This window comes from Gordonia sp. 135 (genome assembly GCF_009720185.1).
Classification (GTDB): Bacteria; Actinomycetota; Actinomycetes; order Mycobacteriales; family Mycobacteriaceae; genus Gordonia; species Gordonia alkanivorans.
Genome location: NZ_CP046257.1, coordinates 2,920,422 through 2,943,613 on the forward strand (window position 1 = coordinate 2,920,422; position 23,192 = coordinate 2,943,613).

General features: G+C 67.8%; 23 protein-coding genes. 7 read left to right on the forward strand and 16 right to left on the reverse strand.

Annotation, left to right across the window (positions count from 1 at the left end):
* Positions 1-5 precede the first annotated feature (5 nt).
* Both GKZ92_RS13145 and miaB read right to left on the reverse strand, forming a co-directional pair.
* Positions 6-623, reverse strand: a complete 618-nt coding sequence (locus GKZ92_RS13145; protein ID WP_006359523.1) for an Rv2732c family membrane protein — start codon at positions 621-623, stop codon at positions 6-8.
* Positions 624-666: 43 nt separating this feature from the next.
* Positions 667-2,235 (reverse strand): tRNA (N6-isopentenyl adenosine(37)-C2)-methylthiotransferase MiaB, encoded by a 1,569-nt coding sequence (miaB, locus tag GKZ92_RS13150; protein WP_196222047.1) that lies wholly within the window; start codon positions 2,233-2,235, stop codon positions 667-669.
* A 143-nt stretch (positions 2,236-2,378) separates the two neighbouring features.
* Between miaB and GKZ92_RS13155 the strand changes: the two genes are divergently transcribed.
* Genes GKZ92_RS13155 through GKZ92_RS13170 form a run of 4 tightly spaced genes read left to right on the forward strand, consistent with a single transcriptional unit; the run spans position 2,379 to position 5,705 of the window.
* Positions 2,379-3,107 (forward strand): amino acid ABC transporter ATP-binding protein, encoded by a 729-nt coding sequence (locus GKZ92_RS13155; protein ID WP_196222048.1) that lies wholly within the window; start codon positions 2,379-2,381, stop codon positions 3,105-3,107.
* Position 3,108: 1 nt separating this feature from the next.
* Positions 3,109-4,140: a glutamate ABC transporter substrate-binding protein gene (locus GKZ92_RS13160; protein ID WP_081790104.1), complete on the forward strand. Its 1,032-nt coding sequence runs from the start codon at positions 3,109-3,111 to the stop codon at positions 4,138-4,140.
* Between the two features lie 12 nt (positions 4,141-4,152).
* Entirely contained in the window at positions 4,153-4,830 is a 678-nt protein-coding gene (locus GKZ92_RS13165) for an amino acid ABC transporter permease (RefSeq protein WP_042375773.1), read from the forward strand.
* Positions 4,827-5,705: an amino acid ABC transporter permease gene (locus GKZ92_RS13170; protein ID WP_042375772.1), complete on the forward strand. Its 879-nt coding sequence runs from the start codon at positions 4,827-4,829 to the stop codon at positions 5,703-5,705. The genes GKZ92_RS13165 and GKZ92_RS13170 overlap by 4 nt, the downstream gene beginning before the upstream one ends.
* A gap of 27 nt (positions 5,706-5,732) precedes the next feature.
* On the opposite strand, the gene GKZ92_RS13175 is transcribed toward GKZ92_RS13170, so the two are convergent.
* The 7 genes from GKZ92_RS13175 to pgsA all read right to left on the reverse strand — a co-directional run bounded on the left by GKZ92_RS13175 (position 5,733) and on the right by pgsA (position 10,975).
* A complete protein-coding gene (locus GKZ92_RS13175) occupies positions 5,733-6,272 on the reverse strand; it encodes a regulatory protein RecX (RefSeq protein ID WP_006359529.1) in 540 nt (179 codons plus the stop codon).
* Positions 6,273-6,292: 20 nt separating this feature from the next.
* Positions 6,293-7,336: a recombinase RecA gene (gene recA, locus GKZ92_RS13180; RefSeq protein ID WP_006359530.1), complete on the reverse strand. Its 1,044-nt coding sequence runs from the start codon at positions 7,334-7,336 to the stop codon at positions 6,293-6,295.
* Between the two features lie 229 nt (positions 7,337-7,565).
* A complete protein-coding gene (locus GKZ92_RS13185) occupies positions 7,566-7,760 on the reverse strand; it encodes a DUF3046 domain-containing protein (RefSeq protein ID WP_006359531.1) in 195 nt (64 codons plus the stop codon).
* Positions 7,751-8,944 carry a glycosyltransferase gene (locus GKZ92_RS13190; protein WP_006359532.1) on the reverse strand — a complete coding sequence of 398 codons (1,194 nt, stop codon included), beginning with the start codon at positions 8,942-8,944 and terminating at the stop codon, positions 7,751-7,753. Before GKZ92_RS13190 ends, GKZ92_RS13185 begins: the two co-directional genes overlap by 10 nt.
* A 10-nt stretch (positions 8,945-8,954) precedes the next feature.
* Complete coding sequence (gene pspA / locus GKZ92_RS13195; RefSeq protein ID WP_006359533.1) at positions 8,955-9,776, reverse strand: phage shock protein PspA; 822 nt, start codon at positions 9,774-9,776, stop codon at positions 8,955-8,957.
* A gap of 61 nt (positions 9,777-9,837) precedes the next feature.
* Positions 9,838-10,176 carry a helix-turn-helix domain-containing protein gene (locus tag GKZ92_RS13200; protein ID WP_005197401.1) on the reverse strand — a complete coding sequence of 113 codons (339 nt, stop codon included), beginning with the start codon at positions 10,174-10,176 and terminating at the stop codon, positions 9,838-9,840.
* Between the two features lie 88 nt (positions 10,177-10,264).
* On the reverse strand, positions 10,265-10,975 hold the full coding sequence (pgsA, locus tag GKZ92_RS13205) for a CDP-diacylglycerol--glycerol-3-phosphate 3-phosphatidyltransferase (RefSeq protein ID WP_006359534.1): 711 nt from the start codon (positions 10,973-10,975) through the stop codon (positions 10,265-10,267).
* Between the two features lie 138 nt (positions 10,976-11,113).
* Here pgsA and GKZ92_RS13210 point away from each other — a divergent pair, with 138 nt between their 5' ends.
* Together GKZ92_RS13210 and GKZ92_RS13215 are read left to right on the forward strand one after the other, a co-directional pair.
* Entirely contained in the window at positions 11,114-11,689 is a 576-nt protein-coding gene (locus GKZ92_RS13210; protein ID WP_006359535.1) for an amino-acid N-acetyltransferase, read from the forward strand.
* 4 nt (positions 11,690-11,693) lie between these two features.
* Positions 11,694-11,972 (forward strand): YciI family protein, encoded by a 279-nt coding sequence (locus GKZ92_RS13215; RefSeq protein WP_006359536.1) that lies wholly within the window; start codon positions 11,694-11,696, stop codon positions 11,970-11,972.
* Between the two features lie 9 nt (positions 11,973-11,981).
* Here GKZ92_RS13215 and GKZ92_RS13220 read toward each other — a convergent pair whose 3' ends face one another.
* The 6 genes from GKZ92_RS13220 to thyX form a co-directional block, all read right to left on the reverse strand.
* Positions 11,982-12,977 (reverse strand): TerC family protein, encoded by a 996-nt coding sequence (locus GKZ92_RS13220; RefSeq protein WP_006359537.1) that lies wholly within the window; start codon positions 12,975-12,977, stop codon positions 11,982-11,984.
* A 224-nt stretch (positions 12,978-13,201) separates the two neighbouring features.
* Entirely contained in the window at positions 13,202-16,210 is a 3,009-nt protein-coding gene (locus GKZ92_RS13225) for a DNA translocase FtsK (protein WP_196222005.1), read from the reverse strand.
* Between the two features lie 98 nt (positions 16,211-16,308).
* Positions 16,309-16,941 carry a TIGR03085 family metal-binding protein gene (locus GKZ92_RS13230; RefSeq protein WP_035754172.1) on the reverse strand — a complete coding sequence of 211 codons (633 nt, stop codon included), beginning with the start codon at positions 16,939-16,941 and terminating at the stop codon, positions 16,309-16,311.
* A 20-nt stretch (positions 16,942-16,961) separates the two neighbouring features.
* Positions 16,962-18,956 carry a ribonuclease J gene (locus GKZ92_RS13235; RefSeq protein ID WP_006359541.1) on the reverse strand — a complete coding sequence of 665 codons (1,995 nt, stop codon included), beginning with the start codon at positions 18,954-18,956 and terminating at the stop codon, positions 16,962-16,964.
* On the reverse strand, positions 18,956-19,861 hold the full coding sequence (dapA, locus tag GKZ92_RS13240; protein WP_155225346.1) for a 4-hydroxy-tetrahydrodipicolinate synthase: 906 nt from the start codon (positions 19,859-19,861) through the stop codon (positions 18,956-18,958). The genes GKZ92_RS13235 and dapA overlap by 1 nt, the downstream gene beginning before the upstream one ends.
* Before the next feature lie 38 nt (positions 19,862-19,899).
* Positions 19,900-20,652: an FAD-dependent thymidylate synthase gene (thyX, locus tag GKZ92_RS13245; RefSeq protein WP_006359542.1), complete on the reverse strand. Its 753-nt coding sequence runs from the start codon at positions 20,650-20,652 to the stop codon at positions 19,900-19,902.
* A gap of 104 nt (positions 20,653-20,756) precedes the next feature.
* Here thyX and GKZ92_RS13250 point away from each other — a divergent pair, with 104 nt between their 5' ends.
* Positions 20,757-22,421, forward strand: a complete 1,665-nt coding sequence (locus GKZ92_RS13250) for an alkaline phosphatase D family protein (protein WP_006359543.1) — start codon at positions 20,757-20,759, stop codon at positions 22,419-22,421.
* Here GKZ92_RS13250 and GKZ92_RS13255 read toward each other — a convergent pair.
* A complete protein-coding gene (locus tag GKZ92_RS13255) occupies positions 22,418-23,185 on the reverse strand; it encodes an HAD-IIB family hydrolase (protein ID WP_006359544.1) in 768 nt (255 codons plus the stop codon). The genes GKZ92_RS13250 and GKZ92_RS13255 overlap by 4 nt on opposite strands.
* Positions 23,186-23,192 lie beyond the last annotated feature (7 nt).

The window sequence follows — 23,192 nt, forward strand, 5'->3', positions numbered from 1 at the left end:
GCCGACTACTTCGGCTGTTCGGGGTCCTTGTGGTAGAGCGCCGAGGCATAGGCTTCCTGCTCGGCAGCCTGGCGGCGACGCTCGGCCTCCATCGCCAGTTGGTAGGACGAGCGCGCCCACACCACGCGTGACCAGTGGAAGGTCAGGACGAAGACCGAGATCCAGCCGAGGACCAGTCCGATGCCCACACCCGACGGAGGCTCCACGCCACCGACGCCGGGGGTGTTGCGCGACCACCAGGCGAGCATTCCGGCCACGCAGGCGATCGCACAGCCGCACAAGGCGATCCACGCCAGAATCCACCGGCGGGTCAGCAGCGCGAGCATCGAGACCACGATGCCGAAGATCGCCACCAGGTAGACGAAGATCTTCGACACGATGGTGACTCGTTCGGCTGCGGCCTCCGGCGCGAAGGACAGCACCTCGAGGCCGGTGACCGAGCCGGTGTGCGGCAGGACCAGCGACACCATGGCCAGCAATACGGCGATGGCCACGACCACCGCGCGTGCGCCGGGGTCGATCTCACCGGCGACCTTGCGCTCGGCCTTCCTCAGGTCCTGTTCGTATTCCTTCAACGCGTCCCGGTCGGAAGCGCCGGGTGTGCGGTCCGGGTTCTCGGACATGTCATCGCCTCTTCTCACGAGTGGGTCTGGTGTGGCGCGCGCTCTAGCCGCAGGAGCCGCATCCGGCGGACGCGGGTGCAGCGGCGGTGGCGGGGGTGGGTACGGGGGGACCAATCGTCGGCAGGCCGAGGCCGACTCCGACGGGGGCGGTCGTGGGCGTGCGGCTCTGCTCGTGGGCGTCGCCGGCGCGCGTGCGGCGGTGCGAGAGCACCCCGGCGTCGGCGATCAGGTGGTGCGGCGCGGCCGCGGTGACCACGGTGTGGATCACGTCGCCGGGTCGGATGCCCGCGGTGTCGCCGGGCGCGAAGTGCACCAGGCGTCCGTCCCGCGCGCGACCGGTCATCCGCCGGGTCTCGGCGGACTTGCGTCCCTCGTCGGCGACGACGAGCAGTTCCACCTCGGTGCCGGTCAGGGATTCGTTCTCGGACAGGCAGATTCGTTCCTGCAGCGCGATGAGTCGCTGGTAGCGCTCACCGACGACGTCGGCGGGCACCTGGTCGGGCATCGTCGCGGCCGGGGTTCCCGGGCGCGGCGAGTACTGGAAGGTGAAGGCGCTGGAGAACCGGGCGCGTTCCACGACGTCGAGGGTCGCCTGGAAGTCCTCCTCGGTCTCCCCCGGGAACCCGACGATGATGTCGGTGGTGATCGCCGCATGAGGCATCGCCGCGCGGACCTTGTCGAGGATGCCGAGGAACCTGGTCTGGCGGTAGCTGCGTCGCATCGCCTTCAGGATGCGGTCGGAGCCGGACTGCAGCGGCATGTGCAGCTGCGGGCACACGTTGGGGGTCTCGGCCATCGCCTCGATGACGTCGTCGGTGAACTCGGCGGGATGCGGCGAGGTGAACCGGACCCGTTCGAGTCCTTCGATGTCGCCGCAGGCACGCAGCAGTTCGGCGAAGGCGCCGCGGTTGCGCGGCTGGTCCGGATCGGCGAAGGACATGCCATAGGCGTTGACGTTCTGACCGAGCAGCGTCACCTCGACGACACCCTGGTCGACGAGTGCCCGGACCTCGGCGAGCACGTCACCGGGTCGGCGGTCGACCTCCTTGCCGCGCAGCGACGGCACGATGCAGAAGGTGCAAGTGTTGTTGCAGCCCACCGACACCGACACCCAACCGGAGTAGGCCGAGTCGCGCTTGGCGGGCAGCGTCGACGGGAAGCGCTCCAGGGAGTCGAGGATCTCGACCTGCGCCTCCTCGTTGTGACGGGCACGGTCGAGCAGCGCCGGCAGCGAGCCGATGTTGTGGGTGCCGAACACGACGTCGACCCACGGCGCCTTGGCGATGACGGTGTCCTTGTCCTTCTGCGCGAGGCAACCGCCGACGGCGATCTGCATGCCGGGCCGCTGGGATTTCACCGGGGCCAGGTGCGACAGGTTGCCGTAGAGCTTGTTGTCGGCGTTCTCGCGGATGGCACACGTGTTGAACACCACCAGATCGGCGTCGTCGTCCTCGCCGGCACGCACATAACCCGCGTCCTCGAGGAGCCCGGAGATGCGTTCGGAGTCGTGGACGTTCATCTGGCAGCCGTAGGTTCGAACCTGGTAGCTGCGGGGTGCTTGATCGCCGAGGGGGTCTGGGGCTGATGCAGCCTGGTCAGGCCGATCCGACAACTCGATACTCACTCCTACCAGGGTACGGTGCCGACGCAAATCGCCGACGTTGCGTGACCGGTACCGCTCCTCGGCACGAATTTGGTTAGGGTTCTCCAATGACCGTTTCGCCGAGCAAGTCCGCGGACCCCGGGTCCCAGCCGATGATCGCGATGCGCGGGGTGCAGAAGCACTTCGGTTCGCTGCACGTCCTCAAGGACATCGACCTCGAGGTTCCCGCCGGACAGGTGGTCGTGGTCCTCGGTCCGTCCGGATCGGGCAAGTCCACTCTCTGCCGGACGATCAACCGCCTCGAACCGATCGACGAGGGTGAGATCCGGGTCGAGGGTCAGCTCCTGCCCGCCGAGGGCAAGGACCTCGCTCGACTCCGCGCCGACGTCGGCATGGTGTTCCAGTCCTTCAATCTGTTCTCCCACAAGACGATCCTCGAGAACGTCACCCTCGCACCGACGAAGGTGCGCAAGAAGTCCAAGGCCGACGCCGGCAAGCGGGCGCTGGAACTGCTCGAGCGGGTCGGCATCGCCAGCCAGAAGGACAAGTACCCCGCCCAGCTGTCCGGCGGCCAGCAACAGCGCGTCGCCATCGCCCGCTCCCTCGCCATGGATCCGAAGGTCATGTTGTTCGACGAGCCGACCTCGGCGCTCGACCCCGAGATGGTCAACGAGGTCCTCGACGTCATGGTCGCCCTGGCCAAAGAGGGCATGACGATGCTCGTGGTCACCCACGAGATGGGCTTCGCCCGCAAGGCCGCCGACCGGGTGATCTTCATGGCCGACGGCGCGATCATCGAGGACGCCGAACCCGACACCTTCTTCACCGACCCCAAGACCGACCGAGCACGCGATTTCCTCGGCAAGATCCTGGGGCACTGAGATGCGGATGAGTCAGGAAACACACCGAACACGCCCGCAGGTGTCCCGATGGCGTGGCGCCGGACTGGTCGTCGCGGTCGGGGCACTGCTCGCCGGACTGCTGTCGGGATGTGGCAGCACCGAACCCCGCAACCTGCTCAGCTCGATCCGTGACGGAGCGGTCGTCCTGGGCGTCAAGTTCGACCAGCCCGGCCTCGGCCTGTACGAGCCGGACGGCAACGTCACCGGCTTCGACGCGTCGGTCGCCACCTATGTGGTCAACTCCATCGCGGACGACCTCGGCGTCGATCACCCGGAGATCACCTGGCGCGAGACGCCGTCGGCCCGCCGCGAGGCGATGATCGACAACGGCGAGGTCGACCTGATCGCCGCCACCTACTCGATCAACGCCAGCCGTTCCAAGAAGGTGTCGTTCGGCGGCCCCTACCTGCAGACCTACCAGGGCCTGATGGTGCGTGACGACGACAACTCGATCTCCGAGCTGGCCGACCTCGACAACGGAAAGAAGCTCTGTTCGGTCACCGGCTCGACGTCGGCGCAGAACGTGAAGGCGCAGCTGCCGACCGTGCAGCTGCAGGAGTACGACTCCTACTCGGCCTGCGTCGAGGCGCTCCGCCGCGGCAAGGTCGACGCGCTGACGACCGACGAGGCGATCCTCGCCGGCTACTCCAACTTCTGGAAGGACGAGTTCAAGCTCGTCGAGATGACGTACCTCAAGGACGCGTGCGTCAAGGACGCGCTGAAGACGGCGGGCAGCCCGTTCTCGACCGAACGCTACGGCGTGGGTGTCGCACTCGGCGACACCGCCGCGGTCGAGGCGATCAACAAGGCCCTCGACACCATGCTGACCCCGGCCGAGGGCGTCGAGTCGCCCTGGAACGCCGACCTCCGCGAAGCACTCGGCAACGAGTACGTGGACGAGATCATCGCCCGCGCGGACCGTCCCGGTTCGAAGTTCCCCTACCTGCCGGACCCCGGTGACCTCGAGTTCCTCGATTCACCGTCCACGCCGTGCCCGCCCGGACTCGAGTGAGAGGAGTAATCGATGAATGACGCCTCTCTGTGGGAGAGCATGGGCCCCCAGCTGTGGCCCGCCTTCTGGGTGACCATCCAGTTGACCTTCTATTCGGCGATCGGCTCGCTGGTCTGGGGCACGATCCTCGCCGCGATGCGGGTGTCCCCCGTCCCGGTGATGCGCGCCTTCGCCGGGGTCTACGTGAACGTCGTCCGCAACACCCCGTTGACGCTCGTCGTGCTGTTCTGCGCCATCGGCCTGTACCAGAACCTGGGGCTGACCTTCGCGCCGACGATCAAGTCCAACAATTTCTGGCTCGCGGTACTCGCGTTCGTCCTCTACACGTCGACGTTCGTCTGTGAGACGCTGCGCTCCGGCTTCAACACTGTGCCCCTCGGGCAGGCGGAGGCAGCGCGGTCGCTGGGCATGCCCTTCGCCCAGGTGTTCGGGATCATCGTGCTGCCGCAGGCCATTCGAGCCGTCATCGGCCCGATGGGCAGCGTGCTGATCGCGCTGACGAAGAACACCACGGTCGCCTCGGTCATCGGCGTCGCCGAGGCCGCGGCCCTGATGAAGACCGAGATCGAAACCTTCTCCGACCAGCTGTTCGTGATCTTCGGCGTCATCGCCGTGGGCTTCATGATCATCACCCTCACCGAGGGAGCCGTCTTCGGCTACCTCGCCAAGCGACTGGCGGTGAAACGATGAGCGCCGAATCGACTGTCCTGTACGACGCCCCCGGCCCACGCGCACGAACCCGGAACCGCCTGACAGCGATCCTGTTCATCGCGATCCTCGCGGCGATCGCGATCTACGTGATCACCGTGCTCGCTGCCAACGAGCAGTTCACCGGCGAGAAGTGGAGCCCGTTCGTCACCTGGTCCACCTGGACCGGCTACATCCTGCCCGGCCTGTGGCGCACGCTCGCGGCGGCCGCCGTCTCGATCGTGCTGTCGCTGATCCTCGGTGCCGTCCTCGGCATCGGCCGGCTGTCGGATCATCTCTGGGTGCGTGCCGTCTCAGGCGTATTCGTCGAGGTGTTCCGCGCGATCCCGGTGCTGATCCTGATGGTGTTCACCTGGTTCTTGTTCGCCATCTACGGCATCTTCCCGTCGTCGATGCTGGCGTTCGCCGCCGTGGTCACCGGCCTCACGCTCTACAACGGGTCGGTGATGGCCGAGATCCTGCGCTCGGGCATCAACTCGCTGCCGAAGGGCCAGACCGAGGCGTCGATGGCGCTGGGTCTGCGGAAGAGCCAGATGATGAGGATCGTGCTGCTCCCCCAGGCGATCACCGCGATGATGCCGGCACTGATCTCGCAGATGGTGGTGGCCCTGAAGGACAGCGCGCTGGGCTACATCATCGGCTACTCGGAGGTCGTACGCAGCGGTCTGCTGTCGGCCTCGCGCTACGGCAACTACATCCCGGCGCTGATCGTGGTGGCGATCATCATGATCCTCATCAACTTCGGGCTGTCGAACCTGGCGACCTACGTCGAACGACGGCTGCGTCAGGGGCGTCGGGCGACCGAGCCCGCGGACCCGGAGAAGACCGAGCAGGCCGCGTCGGAGAACCTGCTCTGATCCGAGTGATCCCGTGACGGGGAGGCGTCAGGCGTCGTCCAACGCGCCGAGCGCCTCCCCCACCACGTCGAAGGCCAGCGACTGCGAATAACCGCGCCGCACAAGGAATGCGACCAGCCGGCGCAGCGTCTTCTCGCGCTCGGCACGATCGGCGACGACGCGTTCGACGACCGACGGCGTCAGTTTTCGCTCGACGAGTCCCGCCGCGACCCCGCGTTCGTCATCGGGATCGATGTCGGCCAGGGTCTCGGCGATGATCGACTCCGAGATCCCCTTGGTGCGCAGTTCGTGACGGAGCGCCACACGTCCCTTACCCGAGTTCAGGTGTCGGGAACGCACCCACTCCGCGGCGAAATCGGTGTCGTCGAGCAGCTGGTGCTTGTCGAGCCGTGCCATCACCTCGTCGACGGTGTCGGCGTCGAATCCCTTGCGGGTCAACCTCTCCCGCATCTCGTGCCGTGAACGCGCACGGACCCCGAGCAGCCGCAGTGCGGAGTCCCATGCACTGGGTCCCTTTTTCTGCGTCCGCTCGGGGTCCGTCCGTTCGGGGCTTGATGCCTCGTTCATATCGGATCAGGCGGGACCGATCAGAATTCGACTGGCGCCGGGGCGACGTCGTCGGCGTCGACGGTGGCGCCGACGCCGAGCTTCTCCTTGATCTTCTTCTCGATTTCGTCGCGGATGTCGAGGTTCTCGAGCAGGAACTTGCGGGCGTTCTCCTTGCCCTGGCCGAGCTGATCGCCCTCGTAGGTGAACCACGAGCCGGACTTGCGGATGAAGCCCTCGGCGACACCCATGTCGATCAGCGAGCCCTCCTTGCTGATGCCGTGACCGTAGAGGATGTCGAACTCGGCCTGCTTGAACGGCGGCGCGACCTTGTTCTTGACGACCTTCACGCGGGTGCGGTTACCGACGGCATCGGTCCCGTCCTTGAGGGTCTCGATGCGCCGGACGTCGAGGCGCACCGACGAGTAGAACTTGAGAGCCTTACCGCCCGTGGTGGTCTCGGGCGTACCGAACATGACGCCGATCTTCTCACGCAGCTGGTTGATGAAGATCGCGGTGGTCTTGGACTGGCTGAGCGCACCGGTCATCTTGCGCAGCGCCTGGCTCATCAGGCGGGCCTGCAGGCCGACGTGGCTGTCGCCCATCTCGCCCTCGATCTCGGCCTTGGGCACCAGTGCGGCCACCGAGTCGATGACCAGGATGTCCAGAGCGCCCGAACGGATCAGCATGTCGGCGATCTCGAGAGCCTGCTCACCGGTGTCGGGCTGGGACACCAGCAGCGCGTCGGTGTCGACACCGAGCTTGGCGGCGTAGTCGGGGTCGAGAGCGTGCTCGGCGTCGATGAAGGCGGCGATGCCGCCCTGGGCCTGGGCATTCGCGACGGCGTGCAGCGCCACCGTGGTCTTACCCGAGGATTCCGGACCGTAGATCTCGACGACGCGGCCGCGGGGCAGACCACCGATACCGAGGGCGACGTCGAGTGCGATCGAGCCGGTCGGGATGACCTCGATCGGCTGACGAGTCTCCTCACCGAGACGCATGACCGAACCCTTGCCGAAGTTCTTGTCGATCTGGGCGAGGGCCAGATCGAGGGCCTTCTCACGGTCTTGAGGCGCAGATGCCATCGGAGTTCTCCTCGGTTGTGAGCCGGATTTCCGGCGGGTGGTCGGTGCGGTCCGGGCGTTCATGTCTGAAAGGTATCGCGTGGGTCCGACAAGTCTTGGCGGCGCTCCCGGCGACCCATTCTTCTCCTCGGTCCCGATACTTCAGACGCGGCGGCGGCCCGTTCGGTTCCGTCTGATCACCAGAATGAACGAACAGGTGTTCGATGGCAAGTGCGACACGCGGGGCGTGTCACCACCGCTGTCGCGGCACGTCGAAGTCGCGGCAGATCGCCACCCAGACATCGCGGGGGTCGATCCCGTCGTCGATCGCCTGCGCACCGGTGCGGCCGGCGAACTCGGTGAGCACGTGGTCGACGAGGATCGAATCCGCCCGTGTCACACCGAATTCGGTGCTCATCAGTTCGTTGAACTCGGTCAGGCGCACAGCCCCACCCTACGTTCGGCCACCACCACCGGGTCGACGGTGTCGGTGCCGCTCTCCCCGATCCGCTCGGCGCAGCGGGCGTGTCCGGTGTCGTCGAGGACCGCGCGGACGGCGTCGGCGACGGCGTCGACGGTGAGCGGGCGGACCCACCGGCCGGCACCCGCGCGCTGGAGACGGTTCGCCAGCTCCCACTGATCGCCGCCGCCGGGTACCGCGACCACCGGCACCCCGGCGGTCATCGCCTTGGCGAGGATGCCGTGCCCGGAGCCGCAGATGAGTACCCGGGCATGGGCCAGCACCTCGTCCTGCCGTCCCAGTCCCGCGGTGATCGGGGCGGGTACGCCGCCGCCGAAGCGGGCCAGGTCCTCGGCCGTCGGCCGGTGCAGCCCGGAGACCACCACCCGGACACGCCGTCCGAGAACCGGCTCGGACAGCGCCTCGAGCACCACACCGACCATGTCGGCGGCGCCGGTCTCGGCCGTGGACGGCGCGAGTACCACCAGCGGCTCGTCACCGGCGGGGCGGTCGAAGAGGTCGTCGGTGGGTTCCCACAGGAGTGGGCCGATCAGATGGGTGTCGGCGGGCCAGTCGGGCCGTGCCACCTCGAGGCCGGGCAGGGTCGCCACGAACCGCGCACTCGGGCCGTCGTCGGCGGCGGGCAGACCGATCGACACCCGCGCAGCGGCACGCTGCCGTTCGCCCTTGCGGATGGAGGTCGCGGTCGCGGCACGCATCAGCGCGTCCCGGACGCGACCACGAAACCCGGTTCCCGGGGCGAGACCCGAACCGATCGGCGGTAGTCCGCGGGACGGCAGGTACAGCGGATGTGGCGAGAGCTCGATCCACGGCAGGCCGTTCAGCTGCGCCGCCCATCCCCCGCAGACGGTGATGACATCGGAGACGACGAGTTCGGCGCCGGACTCGGACAGCACGGGTGCCAGCAGCTGCGCCATCCGCGCCGCACGGGCGCCGAGTTTGTCCCCGGCGTCGGCGTCGTCGTCGACATCCGTGGCCGCGAGACCCGGGAGTTCGGCGATGTCGATGCCGCGACGACGCGCGGCATCCGACCAGTTCAGTCCGGTGTAGACCGTCGCCCGGTGCCCCGCCGAGACAAAACGCTCGGCGAGGGCGAAGGCCGGAAAGGCATGTCCTGCATCAGAACCCGCGACAAGTGCGACATGCACGTGCCGCGGATCAGTTCTGCGCGGGCGGCTCGGTGGTCGGCGGGGTGGCCTGCGTCGCCGGCTGACCCTTCTGCAGCGGCGGTGCGGTCGCTCCGGCGGACGGCAGGGCGTCGCCGCGCATGCTGGCGCGGATCTGCTCGAGGCGGGAGTGACCGGCCATCTGGATGCCGGCCTGCTCGACCTCCTGCATCCGGCCCTGGACCGAGTTCTTCGCCAGTTCGGCCGAGCCGAGGGCATTGGCGTAGCGGCGCTCGATCTTGTCGCGCACCTGGTCGAGGCTCGGGGTGTTGCCGGGCACCGACAGCTCGCTCATCTGGTTGAGCGACGCGCTGACCTGCTCCTGCATCTTCGCCTGCTCGAGCTGGCTGAGCAGCTTGGAGCGCTCGGCGAGCTTCTGCTGGAGGATCATCGCATTGCGCTCGACGGCCTTCTTGGCCTGGCCGGCAGCCTGAAGCGACTGATCGTGCAGCGACTTGAGGTCCTCGACGCTCTGCTCCGCGGTCACCAGCTGGGCTGCGAACGCCTCGGCGGCGTTCGTGTACTCGGTGGCCTTGTGGGTGTCCCCGGCGGCCGCGGCCTGATCGGCGAGCGTCAGCGCCTGACGGGTGTTGGCCTGCAGGCGTTCGATGTCCTCGAGCTGCCGGTTCAGCTTCATCTCGAGCTGTCGCTGGTTGCCGATGACCGAGGCGGCCTGCTGCGACAACGCCTGATGCTGACGCTGAGCATCTTCGATCGCCTGCTGGATCTGGACCTTCGGGTCGGCGTGTTCGTCGATCTTCGCGTTACCGAGTGCCGTCAGGTAGCGCCACAACTTCACGAACGGGTTCGCCATGCTCTACGTCACTCCATTCAAGGGTTTGAGGACTGTGCAGACCAATCTAGTGGCTGCGCGTTCAGGCCGCGGCCAGCGCGGTCGCGTCGCGGCGTCCGGCAGGCGCGGGGATGACCACCTTGGTCGCGGTGAGACCGGCCTCGGCGACCTCGGGGGCCACCGTCTCGGCGGGACGCATCGCGTGCCCGACGTCGAGGAGGAGGTCGGCGATCTCCACGTCGAGTGCGTCGCAGATGGCCGCGAGCAGTTCGCTCGAGGCCTCCTTCTGACCGCGCTCGACCTCGGAGAGGTAACCGAGACTCACGCGTGCACCGGTGGACACCTCACGAAGGGTCCGACCCTGCTGCGTGCGGACCCGACGAAGGCTGTCGCCGAGCGCCTCACGTAAGAGCATCGCCATCGAGTCTCCTCTCCCTGTTCACTCCTCAGCCAACGCCTCACGCGGCCGGATCGTTCCCCGGCCGCGGTTCCCCCGACAGTAGTCGAACTCAGCGGCCCGCGCCGGTTCCTCCGACGGCCCGTCGCGCCTGCGGCGCCGACCCCGGATCGGGGGTGCCGGTGCCGGACCCGCCGGAGCGGACCTTGATCGCCTGCCAGGTGTAGTCGAGCCCGGTGTAGATGGTCACGACCACCGCGAGACCCATCAGGATCCCGGCGGCGATCTGCCATCCCCCGCCGAGCGGCGCGAGGTACAGACCGATCGCGACCGCCTGCAGCAGGGTTTTGAGTTTCCCGCCGCGGCTGGCGGGGATCACCTTGTGGCGCAGCACCCAGAAGCGCAGCGCCGTGACCCACAGTTCGCGCGCGATGATGACCGCGGTGACCCACCAGGGCAGGATGCCGAGGATCGAGAGCCCGACGAGCGCACCGCCGATGAGGGCCTTGTCGGCGATCGGGTCGGCCATCTTGCCGAAGTCGGTGATCAGGCCGCGCTGCCGGGCGATGCGCCCGTCGTACCGATCGGTGAGGGCCGCGACCGCAAAGACGACCGTGGCCACCGTGCGCCACAGCGTGGATTCACCGGACTCCATGAACAGGGCCGCCAGGAACACCGGGACCAGGAGGATCCGGAAGACAGTCAGTGCGTTCGCGATGTTGACCACCGGGACCGGGTCGACCGGATCGGTGATGTGATCCGGCCCGCGGCCCACATTCGCGATACCTTTTTCGTCGACGGCCCGCCGAATGCGATCGGTCATGAGCACACCCCCGGGCGCGGACGGGTTCCGCGATACACGGGAATTCTCATACGCACGCTCAACAGGGTATCGGCCCACGCCGCGCAGAAGGTAAACCGGGCCGATGCGCATGTCCGCACAGGACTAAGGTGATGTCCCATGTCCCCCGTCTCCCCGGAGCCCGCCGAACCCGAATCCACGGCGGATCCCGTTGCGCCCGAATCGACTACTGGCGATGTCGTGGTGCGACGCGCGCGTGCCTCGGACGTGCCGCGCATCAAGGAACTGATCGACGAGTACGCGGGCAAGATCCTCCTGGAGAAGAACCTCGTCACCCTGTACGAGTCGGTGCAGGAGTTCTGGGTCGGCGAACTCGACGGGGAGGTCGTGGGCTGCGGGGCCCTTCACGTGCTGTGGGCCGATCTCGGTGAGGTCCGCACGGTCGCGGTCGACCCCACGTTCTCCGGTCGCGGGATCGGTCACAAGATCGTCGGCCGGTTGATGGAGATCGCCCGCGAACTCGAACTGTCCCGCGTCTTCGTGCTGACCTTCGAGACGAGCTTCTTCGCCAAGCACGGGTTCAGCGAGATCCAGGGCACCCCGGTCACGCGTGAGGTGTTCGAGGAGATGTGCCGCTCCTACGACACCGGTGTCGCCGAGTTCCTGGACCTGAGTTACGTCAAACCCAACACCCTGGGGAACACCAGGATGCTGGCCACCATCTCCGAGGAGTGAGCAGATGCCCTTTTTCGCCGTCCAGTACACCTACCGTCCGGCCAAGGCCGCACTCCGCGACCAGCACCGTCCGCTGCATCGGGAGTGGCTCGGCGAGGAGAACAAGGCGGGCAACGTGCTCCTCGCCGGGCCGTACCCGGACGGGTCGGGCGCGCTGATCATCATCAGCGCGGCCGACCTCGAGGCCGCCGAGGCCTTCCTCGCCAACGACCCGTTCCAGGCTCACGAGGCCGTCGACGCCGTGCGGATCGACGAGTGGAACCAGGTCTTCGGACCGTTCTGACGGGTCGCGTCAGGTCTGCGCCTGATCCTTGTCAGCCCCTGACCTGCTCTTCACCAGACTCGCGACGGTGGTGACGACGAGGACACCCAGGATCACCGACAGCGACAGCGGCGTCGAGATCTCCGGGACGCTCACGTGCTCGCCGCCGTTGACGAAGGGCAGCGTGTTCTCGTGCAGGGCGTGCAGGACCAGCTTGGTGCCGATGAACGCCAGGATGATCGACAGGCCGATCGAGAGGTACACCAGCCGGTCGAGCAGTCCGCCGAGCAGGAAGTACAGCTGGCGCAGGCCCATGAGCGCGAAGGCGTTGGCGGTGAACACCAGGTACGGCTCGGAGGTCAGGCCGTAGATCGCCGGGATCGAGTCGAGTGCGAACAGCAAGTCGGTGAAGCCGATGACAATGAGCACCATCAGCATCGGCGTCGCGAGCCGCTTGCCGTTGACGCGGGTGAAGAGCTTGTCGCGGTCGTAGGAGTCATGCGTGCGCAGGAACCGCTTGACGAAGCGTTCGAGCCTGGTCTCCCGCTGCTCCTCGTGTTCGACGGGGTCGTCGCTCTCGCGGAGCAGCTTGACCGCGGTGAAGATCAGGAAGGCCCCGAACAGGTAGAACACCCAGCTGTAGGCGTTGATGGCGGCCGCACCGACGGCGATGAAGACGGCGCGCATGCCGAGCGCCATCACGATGCCGAGCAGCAGCACCTTCTGTTGGTACTCCGGCGGCACCGCGAACTTCGCCATGATGATGACGAAGACGAACAGGTTGTCCACCGAGAGCGCCTTCTCGGTGACGTACCCGGCGAAGTACTCGCCACCGAACGTTCCGCCCCACTTCCACCAGACGAAGACACCGAAGGCAATGGCGAGCGAGATGTAAACCGCCGACCAGGTGCCCGACTCCTTGAGTGACGGTGCATGGGGCACGCGCACGTGTGAGAAGAAGTCGAACACGAACAATCCGAGGATCACCGCAACGGTGATCAGCCATAGGGATAAAGAAACGTCCACAGTAGTCCTCCAGCAGGCAGCATCAGCTGACGAGCCAGAGGTCTCTCCCACCCGGGATTCGGGGGCCGACGCTCCGGGTCACCGAGGCGGTGATGATCGGCATCACCGCGGATCGGCACCGTACTGACGGAGACGCCGCGTCGGGGATACTCCCCTCATGGATCTGGCGGCCAGCCTACCGGATGCCGGTAGGCGGCCACGGAAATCCCTGTTCAGCCACTTCCTCAGCTCTCGGCCGACTCGTCGTCCCCGCCGCCGGTGATGGAGGCGATGACCCCGGCGAGGTCGTCGGGCTTCACGAGCACCTCGCGCGCCTTGGAGCCCTCACTCGGTCCGACGACGCCGCGGGTTTCCATGAGATCCATCAGGCGGCCGGCCTTGGCGAAGCCGACGCGTAGCTTGCGCTGCAGCATCGACGTCGAACCGAACTGGCTGGAGACGACGAGTTCGATCGCCTGCAGCAGGTCGTCGAGGTCGTTGCCGATGTCGCTGTCGATGTCCTTCTTCTCGCCGGCCTTCGCCGCGGTGACGCCCTCGGTGTACTCGGGCTCGGCCTGCTCCTTGGCGAAGTCGACGACGGCCGCGATCTCCTCGTCGGAGATGTAGGCGCCCTGCATGCGGATGGGCTTGTTGGCGCCCATCGGCAGGAACAGTCCGTCGCCCATGCCGATGAGTTTCTCGGCGCCGGGCTGGTCGAGGATGACTCGCGAGTCGGTCAGCGACGACGTGGCGAAGGCGAGGCGAGACGGCACGTTGGTCTTGATCAGACCGGTGACCACGTCGACCGACGGACGCTGGGTCGCGAGGACCAGGTGGATGCCGGCCGCGCGCGCCTTCTGGGTGATGCGCACGATCGCCTCTTCGACGTCGCGCGGTGCGGTCATCATCAGGTCGGCCAGCTCGTCGACGATCGCGAGGATGTACGGGTACGGCTTGTACACCCGCTCGCTGCCGAGCGGGGTGGTGATCTCGCCGGAACGCACCTTCGTGTTGAAGTCGTCGATGTGGCGAACCCGCGAGGCCTTCATGTCCTGGTAGCGCTGTTCCATCTCCTCCACCAGCCACGCGAGGGCGGCGGCAGCCTTCTTGGGCTGCGTGATGATGGGGGTGATCAGGTGTGGGATGCCCTCGTACGGGGTGAGCTCCACCATCTTCGGGTCGATGAGGATCATCCGGACCTGCTCGGGAGTGGCGCGGCTGAGCAGCGACACCAGCATCGAGTTGACGAAGCTCGACTTACCCGAGCCGGTCGAACCGGCGACGAGCAGGTGCGGCATCTTCGCCAGGTTCGCGCTGACGAAGTCACCCTCGATGTCCTTGCCGAGACCGATGACGAGCGGATGCTTGTCCTTGCGGGTCGACGGCGCGCTGAGGACGTCGGCCAGGCGGACCATCTCGCGGTCGGCGTTGGGCACCTCGATACCGACCGCGGACTTGCCCGGGATCGGCGCGAGCAGGCGGACGTTGTCGGTCGCCGCGGCGTAGGCGATGTTGCGCTGGAGCGCGGTGATCTTCTCGACCTTCACGCCCGGTCCGAGCTCGACCTCGTAGCGGGTGACCGTCGGTCCGCGGGTGTAGCCGGTGACGGCCGCGTCGATCTTGAACTGTTCGAGCACGCCGGTCATCCGGTCGATCATCTCGTCGTTGGCGCTGGTGCCGGCCTTCGGCGGATCGCCCTCGAGCAGCAGGTGCGGGGGCGGCAGGATGTAGTCACCCTCGGCTGCCGGTTCCGAGGGTGCGAACGCCTCGTCGTCGAGCTCTGGTTCCGGCTCCGCTGCGGGTGCCGGCTTGGGCGCCGGACGCGCGGCCGGCGTCGTACGACGTGCAGTGGCCGGGCGGGCCGGTGGCTCGATGACCTCGGTCATCTGCTCGTCGGCGGCGTTGTCGCCGAACGGCTCGGTGTAGGCGTCGGCGAAGTTCTCGGTGACCGCTTCCTCGATCGGCTCCTCGGCGACCTTGGCCGGCTTGCGGCGCGATCGGCTCACCGGCCGCGACGGGGTCTCGTCGGGCGGGTAGTTGTCGTACGGGTTCGACGAGTACGAGCGACGTGTCGCGCGGGAGCCGAAGGCGTCATCGTCGGCGTCGTCCGCCGCGGGATCGCCGAAGTCGGGATCCTCGTAGTTCTCCGCGTCCTCGTCCCAGTCGAGGTCGCTCTCCCACGGCGCGTCGTCGGCACCGGGCACACCCAGTCCGAGATATCCGGCGGCGGCGTCGACGACCTCACGCACCGTGCGTCCACTGAGGATCAGGACGCCGAAGGCCATGCACAGCAACAGGATCGGGACGGACACCCAGGCGGTGACGCCCGTGGTGAGCGGCGTGCCGATGGCGAAACCGACGAAACCCGCCGCCGACGATCGGCCCGGCAGATCCAGCGGTGCACCGGCGATGAGATGCATGATGCCCAGCAGCGGCAGCACGACGAGGGACCCGCCGCCGAGATAGCGGCCACGTCGTTCGGGTGCCGCGGGGCGTCGCATCAGCATGATCGCGACCACGACGAGCGCCACCGGCACCACGACCGCCGCCGAGCCGACGATCGCGCGGATCAGCGCCTCGATGAATGCGCCGACGGGTCCGGCGGCCCCGAACCAGACACTGGCCGCGAACAACAGACCCAGCGCGAGCAGTCCCAGAGCAACACCGTCGCGGCGATGACTGTGTCCCTGCCCGCGCGGAGCCGGTCCACGCGGACCGGGCGCACCATCGGCGTCGACCTCGTCGTCGTAGTCGGCGTCGACGGCATCCAGTTCGAGATCATCGTCGTCGAACGGTCGCGACTCGGTGCGCGGCCCCCGGCCGACGCCGGAACCCACGCGAGCCGCGCTGCCGACACCGCGGGCGAACAGCGACCAGCCTGCGCCGATCCCCTTCCCCACCGCGGAGGCGCCGGCGGCGGCCACCGAACGGCGGTGCAGATCGACCGACTCGGCCGACGCGGAGGTGTTCCGGCGACGCGGTGTCGCGGTGGCGGACTGCCGGCTGCGGGACCCGGTGCTCGTGGATCGGCTCGACGTGCGCGAGGCCCCGGACTTGCCCGCACCGGACCGTGCGGAACCGGCACGGGTCGACGACTTGCTCGCCCCGCGGCTGTTCGCAGTGCTCTTGCCTGACCGGCTCGCGCCGGAACGTGCCGCCGACCCGGTCGACCGTCCGGTGCTCGTGCCACCCGACCGTGTGCCGGATGCCTTCGACGCGGACGTGCGCGTACCCGTGCTTGCCTTCGAAGCCATACCGACAGACTAGTCGGCTCTGTTCACTTCAGTCACACGGGCAACACTGATAACGGCGACGTGTCGAAGTTGTTACCCGCCTGCATCGCCGACACGCCCTACAGGCCGTGAGAACTGTCACGAACCGCGGCGATCGCGCTCGGATCGCCGTCGAAGGTGACTGCGACGGGGGCGCGTCCGAACGCGAACAGGACGAGTTCGCCGATCGATCCCGTGACCACGACTTCTTTCCCGGAGCCGACGGTGACGAGGTCCTCGCCGGCGGTCGTGCGCAGGGTGACGCGCGCGGGGATCTTCTTGAGGGTCATCTTCGCCATCGACGTGGCCGGACCGCGCAGCTCGGCCTCGAGTTCGGGCGACAGCATCCGCGGCGTCCAGCGCCCCGCCGGGTCCGCTCCCCCACGCAGCACGTCCTCGTGGTGGACGAACATCTCGGCGAGATTGGCGAACCGGTCGACGAGTTTGAACGGCGAGTAGACCGGCGGCCCGGATGCGAGTTCGTCGAGAAGTTCGTCGAAGTCCCGCCGGGCGGCCTTGGTCCTCACCTTCTCGGTGTAGCCGGCGAAGGCCGGGATCAGGATGCCCGGCCCGGTGTCGGGGCGTCGTTCGCGGACGACGAGATGAGCCAACAGATCGCGGGTGGTCCAACCTTCACAGAGGGTGGGCGCGTCCGGGCCCACCTTCTTCATGGTCTCGACGAGAGCCGCTCGTTCCTCCTGTGCACCGGTCACCCAGCCCACAGTAGCGAGAACTAGTCGGCGCCCACGGCGAGCACCGTCGGCACGATCATCGGCCGGCGACGGTAGACGTCGGAGACCCAGCGGCCCACGGCGCGCCGGATTCCCTGCGCGATGCGATGCGCGTCGTTGACGCCCTCGGCAGCGAGCGAGTCGAGGACCTGGTTGACCAGGTCGGCGGCCGACTTGAGCGCGTCCGGGTCGTCGGAGAAGCCTCTGCCGGAGACCTCCGGCGAGCTGACCGCGCGACCCGTCGTGGCATCGATGGCGACGGTGATCGCGATGAAGCCGCCCTCGCCGAGCACGAGACGCTCGGACAGGGTCGACTCGCCGACGTCGCCGACGGACAGTCCGTCGACGTAGACGTGTCCGACCGGGACGCGGCCGACGATGTCGGCGCGGCCGTCGACGAGGTCGACCACCACACCGTCCTCGGCCAGCACGACGCGGTCCTCCGGCACGCCGGTCGCGACCGCGAGTGCGGCGTTCGCGCGCAGATGACGCCATTCGCCGTGCACCGGCATCACGTTCGACGGGCGCACCGCGTTGTACAGGTAGAGCAACTCGCCGGCCGAGGCGTGGCCGGACACGTGCACCTTCGCGCTCTGCTGCGTGATCACGGTGGCACCGCGCTTGGCCAGACCGTTGACCACGGCGAAGACCGAGTTCTCGTTGCCCGGGATCAGCGACGACGCCAGCACGACGAGGTCGTCGGCGCGGATGTTGATCTGGCGGTGCTCGCCGCGCGCCATCCGCGACAGCGCCGACAACGGCTCGCCCTGCGAACCGGTGGAGATCAGCACGATGCGGTGGTCGGGAAGCGTCGCGGCGGTGTCGAGGTCGACGACGACACCGTCCGGCACCGACAGGTAGTTCAGGTCCTGCGCGATCTGCATGTTGCGCACCATCGACCGGCCGACGAAGCAGACGCGCCGATTGTGGGTGTGCGCGACGTCGATGATCTGCTGGATGCGGTGCACGTGGCTGGCGAAGGACGCGACGATGACACGCTGCCTGGCCTTGCCGATGACCTGGTCGAGCACGCCGCCGATCTCGCGTTCGGGGGTGACGAAGCCGGGGACCTCGGCGTTGGTCGAGTCGACGAGGAACAGGTCCACACCCTCGTCGCCGAGGCGGCTGAAGCCGGCGAGGTCGGTGAGCCGACCGTCGAGGGGCAGCTGGTCGAGCTTGATGTCTCCGGTGTGCAGCGCGAGACCCGCGGGGGTGCGGATCGCGACCGCGAGGGCGTCTGGGATCGAGTGGTTGACGGCGAAGTACTCGCACTCGAACGGGCCGTGGTCGGTCCGCTCCCCCTCGGCGACCTCGACGAGCTTGGGCCGCAGGCGGTGTTCCCGGCACTTGGCCTCGACGAGGGCGAGCGTGAATTTCGAACCGACGACGGGGATGTCGCTGCGCAGCCGCAGCAGGAACGGGATCGCGCCGATGTGGTCCTCGTGGCCGTGGGTGAGGATCACCGCGTCGACGTCGTCCATGCGGTCTTCGATGTAGCGGAAGTCCGGCAGGATCAGGTCGACGCCGGGCTGCTGGTCCTCGGGGAACAGCACACCGCAGTCGACGATCAGCAGACGTCCGTCGTACTCGAAGACGGTCATGTTGCGGCCGATCTCGCCGATACCGCCGAGCGCGACGATCCGCAGTCCACCCTTGGGCAGGCGGCGCGGGGTGCCGAGGCGATCGACCGGCGCCGGGGTCGCCTGCTCGTTGCGGCGACCGCGAGAGTCGCCGCCGCGTTCGTGCCGGCCGCGCCGGCCACCGGACGACGAACCGGACTTCTGCTTGGCGGAATGCCTGGGTGCGGTCTCGGTCTTCGCGGGGGCCTGGCGAGCCGGGCCCGCGTCGGGCGCGGTGGTGGCCGGAACCGTGTCGACCGGGACCGCTTCCACCGGCGGCGTACTCGGCGGTCCGGCCTTACGGGAGGCGGCACGGCGTCGGGGGCGCGTGGTCCGTGCTTCGGGACCGTTGGTGTCAGTGCCGGTGTTGTCAGACATCAGGCGAGAACACCTGCCGCACGTAGATCCACGATCAGCTCCTCGATCTGAGGCCCGGAGGCGGGCACCTGGGGCAGGCGCGGATCGCCCACCTCGAGTCCGAGAATGCGCAGCGCCGCCTTCACCATCGTGACACCTCCGAGGCGTCCCATGGCGTTGACGAGCGGAAGCATCGACGTGTTGAGGGTCCGCGCCGTGGCGAGATCCCCCTTCTCCACCGCGATCTGCATCTCGCGCAGGCGATCCGGAACTAGGTGCCCGATCACGCTGACGAAACCGGTGGCACCGATCGACAGCCACGGCAGGTTGAGTGCGTCCTCGCCCGACAGGTATTCGAGCTTGGTGGTGGCGATGAGGCCGGCGGCCGAGTGCAGGTCGCCCTTGGCGTCCTTGACGCCGCGGATGTTCGGGTGTTCGGCCAGCGCCAGCATCGTCTCGTTGGCGATGGGCACGACCGAGCGCGGCGGGATGTCGTAGAGCAGCACGGGAAGTGCGGTGGCGTCGGCGACGGTCCGGAAGTGCGCGAGGAGGCCGGCCTGGGGCGGCTTGGAGTAGTACGGGGTCACCACGAGCAGACCGTGGGCGCCGATCTTCTCCGATTCGATGGCGAACCGCACGCTCTCGGCGGTGTCGTAGCTACCGGCACCCTGGGTGATCCGGGCGCGGTCGCCCACGGCGTCCAGCACGACGCGCAGCAGGTCGAGCTTCTCGCGCACGGTGGTGGTCGGCGATTCGCCGGTGGTGCCGGACACGACAAGCCCGTCGCAACCCTTCGACACGAGGTGGTCGGCCAGGACGGCGGCCTTGTCCAGATCGAGACTTCCGTCGGGACGGAAGGGGGTCACCATCGCCACCACGTTCGTCCCGAAGGGATGCTCGTGCAGCGGTTCCTGGACTGCGTTCATGGTGCTAAAGGCTACCGCCTCCGTATCCGTGACGGGTCTCACCCTTCCAGCACGAACGGTGAGGTCGCGACCTCGGTGCCGTCGGCGAGCGTGCCGATCTCGAAATCGCCGAAAACCGTGGGCGCCACCTGCATCAACTGCCTCAAACATTCGACGGCGAGCTGCCGGATCTCGACGTCGGCGTGCTCGGTGGCGCGCATGCCGACGAAGTGCCGCCACGCCCGGTAGTTGCCGGTCACGACGATCTTGGTCTCGGTGGCGTTCGGCAGCACCGATCGTGCCGCCTGACGTGCCTGCTTGCGGCGCAGGATCGCGTTCGGCACGTCGGCGAACTTCGCCTCCAGCGCATCGAGGAGTTCGGTGTAGGCCTCGCGACTCGCGTCGGTGGCGGCGGTGAAGAGCTCCTCGAGGTGCTCGTCGCCGACGATCGCCGGCGGCGCCACGACGTTGGAGTCGTGTTCGGGCACGAACCGCTGCGACAGCTGCGAGTAGGAGAAGTGCCGGTGGCGGATCAGCTCGTGGGTGCACGAGCGCGAGATGCCGGAGATGTAGAAGGTCACCGAGGCGTGCTCGAGCAGCGACAGGTGCCCGACCTCCAGGATGTGTCGGAGGTAGCCGGCGTTGGTGGCGGTACGGGGGTTGGGCTTGTCCCAGCTCTGGTAGCAGGCGCGGCCCGCGAACTCGACGAGCGCCTCGCCGCCCTCGGCATCCGTGCTCCACGGCACGTCCTCGGGCGGGGTGAACTGGGTCATGGCGACCATCTGCACCTTCAGTGGCACCAACTCGGACACGCAGTCCCCTCCGTTCGACGTTTGTGTGCCCTGATTGTCCCCCACCGCTCCACGGGGCGTGGATTCGGCCTGAAGTCGCGGTCCGCGGTGGGTAAGGTCCCTATGTGTCCACTCGGCATGAGTCCACCCGACGGACTTTCCTGCGAACCGGTGCGGTCGTCACCGGCGCCGCCCTCACCTTGCCCGCCGTCGCCGAATCCGGCTCGGCGCAAGCCGCCCCGCGAAACGTTTTCGCTCACGGCGTGGCCTCCGGCGACCCGCTGCCCGACGCGGTCATCCTGTGGACCCGCATCACCCAGTCCCCCGCATCGACACCGGGTTCCGGTGTGGGACAACCATGTTCGGTCCGCTGGGAGATCGCTCGGGACGCTGGTTTCGGTGCGATCGTCGGTTCCGGGGTCGAGCAGACGTCGGCCGAGAAGGACTTCACCGTCAAGGTCGACGCCACCGGGCTGAGTCCGCGGACGACCTACCACTACCGGTTCACCGTGACGTCCGGACCGGCCGCCGGGGCCGTCTCGCCGGTCGGCCACACCCGCACCGCTCCCGCGACCGGGGCCGACGTCGCGCGGCTCCGCTTCGGCGTCGTGTCCTGCGCCAACTGGGAGGCCGGGTACTTCTCGGCCTACCGGCATCTGAACAACCAGCCGGACCTCGACGCCGTGGTGCACCTGGGCGATTACTACTACGAGTACCAAACCGGCCGGTACACCGGGAAGACCGGCGCGGTCCGCATCCACGACCCGCGCCACGAGATCCGCACACTGCGCGACTACCGAACCCGCCACGGGCAGTACAAGACCGATCCCGACCTCACCGCACTGCACCGGTCGACGCCGTTCATCTGCATCTGGGACGACCACGAGTCGTCGAACGACAGCTGGCGGGACGGCGCGGAGAACCATCAGCCCGGCGAGGGCTCGTGGATCGTGCGCCGCAGCGCGGCCCTGCGCGCCTACTCCGAGTGGATGCCGATCCGACCGGGCGTCGACCCGCAGGGCCGACATCTGTACCGCCGACTCAGGTTCGGAAAGCTGCTCGAGCTGTCGATGCTGGATCTGCGTTCCTACCGCGACCTCCAGGTCGACGCGGTGTCGTCACGCATCGACGATCCCGCCCGCACGATGATGGGCCGCGCCCAGATGTCGTGGCTGACCAACGGACTCGCGTCGTCGGAGACCCGGTGGCGGATCGTCGGCAACCCGGTGATGATCACGCCGGTGCTGATCCCGCCGCTCGACCCGCAGACCACCGGCGCGGTCACCGAGCTGCTCGGCGTTCCGCGGGAAGGCATCCCCTACAACGCCGATCAGTGGGACGGCTACGCCGCCGACCGCCGGCGTCTGCTCGACTCGATCACGAGCAACGGCGTCGACAACGTCGTGTTCATCACCGGCGACATCCACTCGTCGTGGGCCTGTGACATCCCCGTCGACGTCGCGAACTATCCCGGCGCCGGAACCGTCGCGACAGAACTGGTCGGGACGTCGGTGACGTCGACCAACATCGACGAGATGTTCAACGTGCCGGAGAACACCGCCGGTCCGACGATCGCGGCCGCGTTCGGGGCCGCCAATCACCACATCCGCTACTGCGAGTTGGACTCGCATGGATACTCGGTGCTGACCGTCACGCCGTCCGCCACCCAGATGGACTGGTATTTCCTCAACGACAAGACCAACCCGCGTTCGGGGCAGTATTACGCCAAGTCCTTCCGGGTGCGCAGCGGAACGCAGCGGGTCCAGCCGGTCGGGCGACCCGCGGTCTAGCTCTGATCCAGGATCGCCGACAGCTTGGCGTGGGTGTCGGGCCAGCCGTGCACGGCGATCGAGGTGATGCCGAGTGCCTTGACCGGGTAGTCGTTGCCACCCTCGTCGAGGCGGTCGCCGAAGAACAGGATGTCGGAGGTGGTCAGGCCGAGGATGTCCATCAGCTTGAGCGCGCCGTACGCCTTGTCGATGCCCTTCTTGGTGACGTCGACCGACGTCGAACCGCCGCTGCGGACCTCGAGGTCGGGCAGACGTTCGGCAGCGTAGGCGCGCAGCGACTCCTTCTTCGCGCCATCCGGGTCCCAGGCGGCCTTGGCGTCGACCGGGGCCTTCTGCCCGAGCGCACTGAAGGTGATCTGGCTGCCGCGGTCCTCCAGGATCTCGCCCCAGGTCTCGCTCTCCCAGATGCCGAGCGCCTTGGCACCGGTCTCGAGGACGTCGACCGTGCGCTTCTTCTCATCGTCGGTCAGGTACTCGGCGTAGACGGTCTCCCACTCGCTGCCCGCCCAACGGACGTACTGGGTGCCGCAGGTGGGCATCAGATGGAGGTTGCCGACGGAGTCGAAGGTGCCGAGGCGCGCGAGGACCTGCTTCTCGAACTGGGTGAAGTTGCCGCCGGAGATGATGCACCCGAGGCTCACGTCGAGCATTCGATGGAGCAGGTCCACCATCTGGTCATCGAGCGGGCTCTTCGAGGGGGCAAGTGTGTCGTCGAGGTCGAACATCACCAAGCGGTAGTCGTTGCCTTCATACGACACGGTCATCGTCGCT